This is a genomic window from Shewanella sp. S1-49-MNA-CIBAN-0167 (assembly GCF_040310145.1).
GTDB lineage: Bacteria > Pseudomonadota > Gammaproteobacteria > Enterobacterales > Shewanellaceae > Shewanella > Shewanella psychromarinicola.
Map to the genome: position 1 here is coordinate 1 of NZ_JBEOPO010000254.1, position 273 is coordinate 273.

Below are 273 nucleotides of genomic sequence, written 5' to 3' on the forward strand. Positions count from 1 at the left end.
GTCGGTTTGTCTAAACGCCCCGATACTACTTTCATAGGTTCATTACCACGTAACTTACCGCCAACAACAGGATTAAACCCCGTTTGGTTTTCTGGAAATAACATTGAATGCCAATCTAAAATACGCGTTAGGCTAAGTGGCTGTTGCCAGTTTTGTAGCGCATCTAAGGTGATATCAGCTAAACCATCTGTTTGTGCAGTAGTTGGATAAGGTTTTTCTTCACTCACGCCAAGCTTATTCGCCAAAGAGGAACGTACAGAAAATGCGTTAAGC

1 pseudogene is annotated in these 273 nt (G+C 42.5%); it reads right to left on the bottom strand.

Features of this window, described 5'->3' with window-relative positions:
* A pseudogene (locus AAEZ00_RS21225) lies at positions 1-273 on the bottom strand (DUF4172 domain-containing protein); the annotation flags it as partial.